General features: G+C 68.0%; 8 protein-coding genes and 1 pseudogene. 2 read left to right on the plus strand and 7 right to left on the minus strand.

The window, feature by feature from the left end:
• Positions 1 to 53: 53 nt before the first annotated feature.
• The 3 genes from AB0M88_RS05430 to AB0M88_RS05440 form a co-directional block, all read right to left on the minus strand.
• The gene (locus tag AB0M88_RS05430; RefSeq protein ID WP_364095720.1) at positions 54 to 395 is read right to left on the minus strand and encodes a DUF202 domain-containing protein; all 342 of its coding nucleotides are present in this window, start codon (positions 393 to 395) and stop codon (positions 54 to 56) included.
• A gap of 62 nt (positions 396 to 457) precedes the next feature.
• Complete coding sequence (locus AB0M88_RS05435; RefSeq protein WP_364095723.1) at positions 458 to 2,158, minus strand: AMP-binding protein; 1,701 nt, start codon at positions 2,156 to 2,158, stop codon at positions 458 to 460.
• Positions 2,159 to 2,281: 123 nt separating this feature from the next.
• On the minus strand, positions 2,282 to 3,688 hold the full coding sequence (locus tag AB0M88_RS05440) for an FAD-dependent oxidoreductase (RefSeq protein ID WP_364095726.1): 1,407 nt from the start codon (positions 3,686 to 3,688) through the stop codon (positions 2,282 to 2,284).
• A gap of 364 nt (positions 3,689 to 4,052) precedes the next feature.
• On the opposite strand from AB0M88_RS05440, the gene AB0M88_RS05445 reads away from it, so the two are divergent.
• Complete coding sequence (locus AB0M88_RS05445; RefSeq protein WP_364095729.1) at positions 4,053 to 5,225, plus strand: glycosyltransferase; 1,173 nt, start codon at positions 4,053 to 4,055, stop codon at positions 5,223 to 5,225.
• Positions 5,226 to 5,257: 32 nt separating this feature from the next.
• On the opposite strand, the gene AB0M88_RS05450 is transcribed toward AB0M88_RS05445, so the two are convergent.
• Positions 5,258 to 6,418 carry an FAD-binding monooxygenase gene (locus AB0M88_RS05450; protein ID WP_364095732.1) on the minus strand — a complete coding sequence of 387 codons (1,161 nt, stop codon included), beginning with the start codon at positions 6,416 to 6,418 and terminating at the stop codon, positions 5,258 to 5,260.
• 130 nt (positions 6,419 to 6,548) lie between these two features.
• Between AB0M88_RS05450 and AB0M88_RS05455 the strand changes: the two are divergent.
• Positions 6,549 to 6,941 (plus strand): annotated as a pseudogene (locus AB0M88_RS05455) (cupin domain-containing protein); the annotation flags it as partial.
• Between the two features lie 57 nt (positions 6,942 to 6,998).
• On the opposite strand, the gene AB0M88_RS05460 reads toward AB0M88_RS05455, so the two are convergent.
• The 3 genes from AB0M88_RS05460 to AB0M88_RS05470 all read right to left on the minus strand — a co-directional run.
• Complete coding sequence (locus tag AB0M88_RS05460; RefSeq protein ID WP_364095758.1) at positions 6,999 to 7,559, minus strand: hypothetical protein; 561 nt, start codon at positions 7,557 to 7,559, stop codon at positions 6,999 to 7,001.
• A 155-nt stretch (positions 7,560 to 7,714) separates the two neighbouring features.
• Positions 7,715 to 8,548 (minus strand): TIGR03621 family F420-dependent LLM class oxidoreductase, encoded by an 834-nt coding sequence (locus AB0M88_RS05465; protein WP_364095734.1) that lies wholly within the window; start codon positions 8,546 to 8,548, stop codon positions 7,715 to 7,717.
• 5 nt (positions 8,549 to 8,553) lie between these two features.
• Positions 8,554 to 8,850: SDR family oxidoreductase (locus AB0M88_RS05470; RefSeq protein ID WP_364095737.1), on the minus strand; the 297-nt coding region annotated here is incomplete at its 5' end.

Genomic DNA, 8,850 nt, shown 5'->3' on the forward strand with positions numbered 1-8,850 from the left:
GAAGCTGTCTTCCTTACGCTGTAGGCGACCGCGAGGGTCGATGGGCAGGCCGGTCATCGGCCGGTCAAGACGCTGACCAATGTGGTCAGGACGGCGATACCGAGTGCGGCGACGATCGCCGTCATGGCGACGTTGCCGGCGCCGGGCCGGTACGGCCGACCGGTGGTCACCGTCCAGTGCCGGTATCGCCGGTGCGCTCTGTGCATCGCCGCGATCGCCAGGAAGGTCCCGGCAAGCGCGACGACAGCCACGATCGCCCCGAACTGAGCCGCGAGGCTGCGGGCCACGATGAGGTTGAGGCCGACCAGTGACAGCGCGGTGCGCGACCAGGCGAGCGTCGTACGCTCGGCCTCGGCGCTCGGCGGCCCACTGCGCCTCGACCATGTCCGAGGCACAACGAGCGGCTATCGATGCGATGCTGCGCGGCGGCCCGCAGGGCTTCGAACCATAGCAGGGGTCACGGTGCCGTCAGCTGTTTCTTCAGGAGCACCTTGTTCACCTTGCCCATGGCGTTGTAGGGCAGTTCTGTGCGTGTTACCGAGCGGGTGGGCAGATACCACTCGGTCATGCCGACTCCGGTGAGGAAGTCTCGCAGTTCTCCGAGTCGCGGTGACTCGCCGGTCGGCACGATGACCGCGCAGACCTGTTCCGTGCCGTCCGGGTCGGGCACGCCGACCAACGCGACGTCGGCCACTGCCGGATGGTCGCGCAGCGCAGCCTCCACATCGGTGGCCGGGACCATGAGCACGCCGCCGATGCGGTCAGCGGCGCGGCCCATCAGCCGGATTCCGCCGCGGCCGTCGGGGATGGCGAGGTCGCCGGTGTCGTACCAACCGTCGCTTCGGGCGCGGGTGAGGGTAATGCCTCCTTCGTCCCGATCCAGTATCGCCACGCATACCCCGGCGCCTCGGATCATCAGGCGCCCGGGCTGGGTCTCGGTGATCGGCTCGGTCGCGCGCAGTTGGATCTCCGTGCCCAGGCTCGGACGGCCAACGCTGTGTGCTGCCCAGTCGGCGGGATCAGACGGACGCGTGAAAATGTAGCCGGCCTCCGTCATTCCCCAGGCCGCGCCCAGCGCTACGCCGAACGTGTCGGCCACCTTGGTCACGAGCTGCGGTGGGACGGTCGTTCCGAAGGCGAAGACGATCCGCACGCTGGGGATCGCCCGTTCCTGCCAGTGCAGCTCGGTCATCAGAGCGGTCAAGAAGACCGGCGCCCCGCCCAGGTAGGTGATCTCCTCGGCCGCCAGCATGGCCGGGGCCGTCTCCGGTGTCCAGGCGTCGATCATTACGCAACAGCCACCGACGAGCAGTGGGTAGACGATGCCGCAGACCATTCCGGCCAGGTGAAGAGACCAGTGCGGCGTGAAGTACCGGTCGGCGCAGCCGTGTCCCCAAACCCGCACGAAATCAGCGCCGAGCGCATACAGGGTGTTCAGCGAGTGGACGGCTCCTTGAGGGTTGCCCGTCGTTCCCGACGTAAACAGCACCACGGCCGCGCGGTCCGGGTCGACGTCGATCGCGGCCAACGTGGTTGCCTGCCGGGGCCGCCAGTCACTGTGCACGAAATGGTCGGCAAAGCTGATCTCGCCGGGCCGTCGAGCCCGGCCGAATATCATCCGCTGCTTCAGTTGTGGCAGCCGTGCCGCGAGCCCAGCCATCCGGCTGGCGTAGTCCGTGCCGTTCCACTCCTCCGGCGTCACGCATACGGCCGCGCCGATACGCCGCAGGATCCGTTCCTGCTCTCGCTCGCCAAGCGTCGGAACCAGAGGTGCTACGACAGCGCCGACGCGGATTGCCGCCAGTACCAACGCGTTGGCCTCCCACCAGTTCGGGAGCTGGATGGCAATCACGGTGCCCGGGCCTACCCCAAGCTCCGCCAAGCCCGCAGCGAACCGCTCCACCCATTCAGCGAACTCCGCATAGGACAGTTGGACCCGCTCCCCGGACCGGTATGCCACGATTGCCGGAGCACTCGGCGTCTGGTCGCGCCACTTCCACAGGTCGGTCAGCAGACTGCCAGCACGCCAAGAACCCTCACGCCGGTGCCGGGTGATGGCCGAATCGTGCGCACGGACACCGTCGAATGCATTCCGGAACACTCGTAACCCCATTCTTCCAGTCTTGGCGCGAAAAGAATGTTCGACCTTCTCGACCATTTGCGTGAGAGGGGCGAACGGCCGCTGTCGCATATTCGTGAAACAAAGCGGCCTCGCTTGAACGTAACTACTGAGCTTCGCCGGCCTCCCGCTCACCGTTCGTCATGACTTCGGGCGGCGATGTCATACAGGCATGTCGGCCAGCGTTGGGGCGGGAGCCGGGCGCCGGCGCAGCCCGGCCCGCAACGCGCGCGCTAGCAGCACCGGCCGGGCGAGCTCGGCGGGATGCCGGGTCATGAAGGTGACCTCGAAGAAGACCCGGGCCACCACGGCGTCCGTGGCCATCGCCGAGGTGATTCGGTTGGACAGCCAATGCATGAGCGGAAAACCGCTGGGCCGGGGACCGGGCACCGATTTGCGGGCCAGGTCGCCCGAGGTGGACAGGTCCCAGGCGGCGTCATCGACGACTCGCTGAAGTTCGAAGAAGTGCCGGGCCGGGGAGTCGAGCGCCGGACCGGACCGCAGGTACATCGACAGACACGAGGCGTGCAGGGCCGCCACCGACATGCCTTGCCCGTAGATCGGGTTGAAGGACGCGACGGCGTCACCGACCACGACCAGGCGGGCCGGGAACTTACGAGTCCGGAAGAAATCGCGGCGCCGGCTGTCCGCCTGGTGATAGGTCTTCAGCTCCAGCAGTTCCTGCTCGGCGACGCGGCCGAACTGCTCCGGGAACTCCTCCCGGCAGCGGCGCAGAAAGTCCTCGGCCGTGTGACCGGGACGGCAGTCGCCGTAGCCGCCCATCAGGATGATCCAGCGGTCGTCCTCCACCGCAACCATCGCCGCCCCGCCGAGATCCCCGCCGGCCTCAGGGCTGCAGAGAGCTTGCACCGCGTTCCAGGGCGGTACGCCGGGCTCGCGCTTGAACAGCGCCGTGGCGTAGTTGATGTTGATGGTCTGGCGGATCAGCGGCGGCCGGTCCCAGCCCGCCTCGCCGAGCCACTCGCTCAACCGGCTGGCCCGGCCCATCGCGTCCACGACGAGGTCGGCGCCCTGCCTCGCCGGCCCGCTCTCCGCCTCGTAGTCGACCGCCGTCGCAGCCGACTCCCCGAACTCGACCCCGGTCACCCGGCCGGTGATGACCCTGACGTTCGGCAGCTCGAGCAGCCGGCCGCGAATGACCCTCTCCAGCAAAGGCCGGGTCGCTGTGAGCAGAACCTCGTCGGAGCCTCGGACCAGCCGTCTCCCGTCGAGGAAGTTGATCCGCTGCTCCGGCCTGGCCGTCTGGGCGCCCGCGGCGAGAGCGTCGGCGGTGAAACCGGGGAACCATCGTTCGAGCTGGCGCGCACCCCCCGGCAGCATGGCGTGCAGCTGGCTGCCCTGCGGCACGCCACGCCGCGGCCGGTCGTCGCCCCCGGACGGGTCCCGCTCGACGATCACCACGTCGTCGCTGTGATCGGCCAGCACGCGCGCGGCCAGCAGTCCGGCGACGCTGCCGCCGAGCACCACCGAAGTGCCGAGGCGGACCGGGGCATCGCCCTGCAGGTCCGTCGAACCGATGCGGTCGAACAACTCCGCAGCCGTTGCCATCTGCGCTTCCTCTCATCGGCCGCAACGGCGTGTTGCGGCGATCCGAATTGGACAAATGCCGGCACGCGCCGGCGGCGGATGCCCTTACGGAGGGGTCATGCGCTCGGCCAAGCACGAGCACGAGTCAGGGTTGCCGGACCATTAGTTCCGCGAGAGCGACGGCACTCCTACCCGACATCCCTTCGTGGCATACCGATTGCCCTTCCACTCAGAACGTATTTACCGCCGGCTGGTTCATCGACGACGCGAGTCGCATTCGACTGGGTCGGCGTCGGGGTGCTGCGTACGGATTCCCACGGGATGACCTAGCTCACGATCGGCCGGCGAAACTGAACCCGGCCCGCCCGGAACCGTCCACGCGGGCATGAGAATCTTGCTGACCAGCGTGGCGGTGCCTTCGCACCTGTGGACGATGGTGGTCCCGACGGCCCGGCTTCTGCGGGCCGCCGGCCATGACGTGGCGATCGCCACCGGTGCGGCCCTGGCTGACGACGCCCGCATCGACGTTCCTGTGTGGCCGATGACCCGGATGCTCAGCCCGGAACAGCTCGCCGCCGACCCGGACCTCGCCCGTGAGGTGGGATTCCCGGGTGCCGGCGAGCCGTGGGCGCCGCTCAGCCCCGGCGACGCGGCCGGGCGGCTGTTCGCCGGGCGCGTGGCTGAGCTGGCCGCCACCGAGATGGTCGAGGTGACCTCGGACTGGCGGCCCGACCTCGTGGTGCGAGAGTGCACCGAGTTCGGCGGCCTGCTGCTCGCCGAGCGGCTCGGCATCCCGGTTGTCACCCTGGACAACGCGCCGCTTGCGACGATGCGCGACCCGGATATATTGCCCTGGCTCAACCGGTCCCGGGCCGCGCTCGGCTTTCCTGCGGCCGCCGACATGGCCGCCGTGACCGACCATCCATGGGTGAGCTGGCTGGCCCCCGGCTGGCTGCCGCCGGACCAGGTCCCGGCCGACTACCGGCACTACCGGGCGCCGCGGGTCGACGCCGACGAGTCCCTCAATCCCGCGATCGCCGAGCTGACCGGCGAGGGCCCGGTCGTGATGGCCGCCTTCGGCACCCGCCCCGCGGCCATGCTGGCCAACCACCAGGCGCTGCTGACGCGGGTCATCGAAGCGCTGGGAAACCTGCCCTGCACCGCCGTGGTGTCGGCGCCCTCCTGGGCCGGCCGGCTGCCGAAGAACGTGCTGCTGACCGGATTCCTCCAGCAGCGGCTGCTGCTGCCCGCCTGCGATCTGTTCATCACGCACGCCGGCTTCGGTAGCGTACGAGAGGCGCTGACCGCTGGCGTGCCGCTGGTGGCCGTGCCGTTGGACGCGGAACAGCCGCAGAACGCCGCTCGGCTCACCGAACTGGGCGTGGGGGTCGCGCTGGACCCCGCCGAGGCGACCGTGGAGTCGATCGAGCGGGCCTGCCGGGCGGTGTTCGACGGGCCGCACCGGGCGTCGGCCCGGACCTGGCAGCGCCGCACGCTCGGCCTGCCAGGCCCGGACGCCATGGTGCACGACCTTCTCGCACGAGCGTTACCGCGCTGAGCCTATCCGCGCGCGGGAGCGCAACCGGAGCCTCACGAGTCGCTGCCCGCCCCGGCTGCCCGCACTCGCTCGAGGAAGGCCGGATCCTGAAGAACGTCCGGGCCGTCTAGGAGGTTGATGAGCCGGACCAGGGTGCGACTCAACGCCTCGTCCCGGGTGGCTGCGAGGTACAGCTGATCGGTGAAGGCGTTAATCTGTTCCCACTCGGGGGTACGGACGCCGGCAACTCCGGGGTACTTGAGATCACCACCCACGGACGTTATCCACGCACCGTCCAGGACAGGGGTAAGGCGTGCGTAGAAATCCCGTGTCAGCCCTGATCCCGCGAACAAGGACTCACCTTGCCGTTCGTCCAGGCATGTGCCCAGGATGTCCGCCTCGAGCGCAGCGACCGTCATGCCTTGACCGTAAATCGGGTTGAAGCTGCACAAGGCGTCCCCGATCGTCAGGTACCCCTTCGGCAGCCCGTCAAGGGTCTCGTAGTGCCGGCGGCGGCTCGCCGGGAAACGGATCATCGCCGCGTCGTCTACGGGTTCGGCCTCGGTGAGTACCTCGTAGATGTCCTTGACGGCGAGTGTGCCCGCGAACTCCCGGAAACCCGCGAGGTCGAGAGGGGCCTCTTCGCCCAGGTAGCCGAAGAGCGTGACGATCCAGGTGCCGCCTTCTTGAGCATTCATCACACCGCCCCGCCGGTTCTCCACAGTCGGAGTGATGATGACCGCTTGATCGTCGCCCAGATCGCCGGTCCGACGCCGGAAGTGCCGTGTCGTGTAGGCGATGTTGATAGTGGTTTCGTCTTCGTCGGGAGTCTTCAGGCCGGCGTCCCGTAGCCAGGCCGTCCCCCGGGCTCCACGGCCCGTGGCGTCGATGACGAGGTCCGCCTCCAGCGACGCCTCGTTGCCGGGATCGCCGGTGGGTGAGGTGTGAACCCCTTTGATCCGGTCCTCGGAGGCATCGAGAACGAGTCGGGTCACTTCGTGACCGCCGAGGAAGGAAACGTTGTCGAGAGCGAGTACCCGATCACGAATGTGGGTCTCGACAAGAGTGCGCCCGGCCAGAACGGAGGGCATGCCCATTTCCTTCTGCTTGATGCGGCGACCCTCGAATATATAGCGGATTCCGCCCAGCAGGTCGGTTGTCACGGCGCCGTCCGCTATCAGACCGGCGGTCAGGCCGGGCAGCATGTTCTCCATGACCTCCCGACCGTGGCCCAGGAGGATGTGAAGGTGCTTGCCCTGCGGAACACCTCGTCGTTGGATTCCGGCCTGCCATTTCTTTGGCAATATCTGACGGATCGCTCCGGAACGCCTCGACGGCACAGGAATGCTGCCTGTGGCTCATCGCTCGATCCCTTTCAGGATCGACGATCTGCGGGCAAAATTAGCTACGGCCGGTGGCGTCAACTATCACCAGGCGTCCTGTTTCATTCTCAGATCGTCCAGCCGTGCGGAGGATGCCGTGGATCCGTTGTCGGACGTGCTGAGGCTTCTGGACGTACAGGTGGCCCCGCCGTGCCGCCTTGAGGTCGGGGACGACTGGGCCCTGAGCTTCGCCGAGTACCGGCACATCCGGGTGGGTGCCGTGCTGCGGGGCCACATGTGGCTGACCACAGGCAGCGTCGAGCCCCTCCGGCTGGAAGAGGGCGACTGCTATCTGCTGACCAGCGGTGACCCGTACGTTGTCGGCTCCAGCCCGGACCTGCCGGCCGAGGACGGCATGAAGGTGTTCGAGGCCGCCTGGCCCGACCTCCGTGAAGTTCCCGGCGCCCCCGCGTCAGGTCTGAGGCAGAGAACGCAGGAGCGGAGTGAGCAGGCGCTCGGCGTCCTGTGGGGTGATGAAGTCGGCCTCGCCGATCTCCACGACTTCTCGTTGCGCAGCGTGTTCATAGACGTGCTCGCCCATCAGACGAGCCTGGTCGTCGTACGGCCAATGCATCGCTATGCGCTGCCGCACGATGTAGAAGTGGCCGTCCAGCCCGCCGGGCGCGACTGCGCCCCGCGCGTACGAGTTGAAGATCGCCTCGGAGGCGAGACCCCAGTCGGCCACCGCGAGTTGTTCGTCCTGCACCACGATGACGTTGGATCCGGCATCGGTCAACGTGCGGTAGAAGCCGGTGACCTGCTCGAGCCCGTCGAGCTTGACACTGATGTCGTTGGCGTCGATCAGGTAGACGGGATGGTTCACCGTCATATCCGGTGCAAAGATCTCCGGCCAGTTACCTGACACCTCAAGCAGAGCATGCCGGCGGTAGTTCTCCAGAATGCGTCGGTGCCGCGGTTTGGCAGTCACTTCCAGCAGTTCGTCCGCCGCGCGGGTCAGCTGCGTGATGTCCAAGCGAGCCATTGGCTCATCCTCCTGGCGTCCTCGGTTCGCACCACCGCCGGTGATGCATGCGGATGAGATAGTCGGGCATACCTGCCGGCTGCATGATCACATCGCCGTCCTGCTGCACCGGCTCGGGCGTGTCCGCCCGAGCCGGTCGGGGATCGTCATGTGAGTTGTGCGATGACTTCGGCGAACGTGTCCCGGTAGGACTCGGTGACGCTGATGTAGTTGATGCCCAGCTCTTCGCGGTATCGCCGCAGCGTGTCGGCGATCTGGTGGGGTGATCCGATCAGCACACCGGGAAGCTCGGCGAGTTGCTCGGCCGACTTGCCGGTCATCGAGCTGAGATCCCGCAGGTCGACGTCCGAGACCGTCGCGCCGATCATGAACACGAAGAGGTTCAGCTCGACGTTGCGGCCGCCGGCTGCCTGGCGGACGATGTCGACCCGGGCGGTGAGTTCCTGTTCGCCTGTGCCCTGGCCGAGGCCTGCGGCCATCGGGAAACTGACGATGTCGGCGGTACGGGCGGCCAGCTCGAGAATGCGCTTGCCGGCGCCGCCGATCATAAGCGGCGGGTTCGGCTTGTCCTGCTCGGCGGCGAGGAGCTCCCGCGTACCGGCGATGACCCGTTCGAGAGTGCGCAGCCGCGAGCCCGGGGTGCCGAACGGCAGATCCGCCGCCTGGTAATCGGATTCGAAGAAGCCTGCGCCGATACCCATCTCGAAGCGGCCGTCGGTGAGCCGGTGCAGGTCGGCGACGTCGCGGGCCAGGTAGGCCGGGGCGTGCAGGCCGGCGTTGAGGAGATAGGTGCCGACACGAAGGTTCGTCGCCTGGGCCGCGGCCAGCAGCCCGAGGAACGGCCCGGGCATGCCGAGATGGTCGGCGCTCTGGATGACGTTGTAGCCCTGGTCCTCGGCCGCACGGGCGCGGGCGGCCCAGTCGCTTGACGAACCGGGTGTCTGAAGGCTGATACCGAAACGAAAAGGAGCGGTTTCCATCGGGATCAGAGGCCCTGGCCGCCGGATGCCTCGACGACCTGGCCGGTGACCCAGGCGGCGGCGTCGTCGAGCAGCAGGGCGATGACCCGGCCGACGTCCTCCGGCTCACCGACCCGCCCGAAGGCCACCGTCTCGGCGACGGCCGGGATGACCTCGGGCATCCGGGTGAAGATGTCGTCGACGATGCGGGTACGCGTCGAGCCGGGCGCCACCGCGTTGACCCGGATCCGGCGCGGTGCCAGTTCCTTGGCCCAGTAGCGGGTCAGCAGGTGCATGGCACCCTTCTGGCTCGCATAGCTGGA

Source organism: Actinoplanes sp. NPDC051411, assembly GCF_040682075.1.
Taxonomy (GTDB): domain Bacteria; phylum Actinomycetota; class Actinomycetes; order Mycobacteriales; family Micromonosporaceae; genus Actinoplanes.

Coding starts and splice junctions, on each gene's coding strand:
- AB0M88_RS05435 (WP_364095723.1), bottom strand. CDS start 2,158: ATGGTCGAGAAGGTCGAACATTCTTTTCGCGCCAAGACTGGAAGAATG.
- AB0M88_RS05440 (WP_364095726.1), bottom strand. CDS start 3,688: ATGGCAACGGCTGCGGAGTTGTTCGACCGCATCGGTTCGACGGACCTG.
- AB0M88_RS05445 (WP_364095729.1), top strand. CDS start 4,053: ATGAGAATCTTGCTGACCAGCGTGGCGGTGCCTTCGCACCTGTGGACG.
- AB0M88_RS05450 (WP_364095732.1), bottom strand. CDS start 6,418: ATGGAGAACATGCTGCCCGGCCTGACCGCCGGTCTGATAGCGGACGGC.
- AB0M88_RS05465 (WP_364095734.1), bottom strand. CDS start 8,548: ATGGAAACCGCTCCTTTTCGTTTCGGTATCAGCCTTCAGACACCCGGT.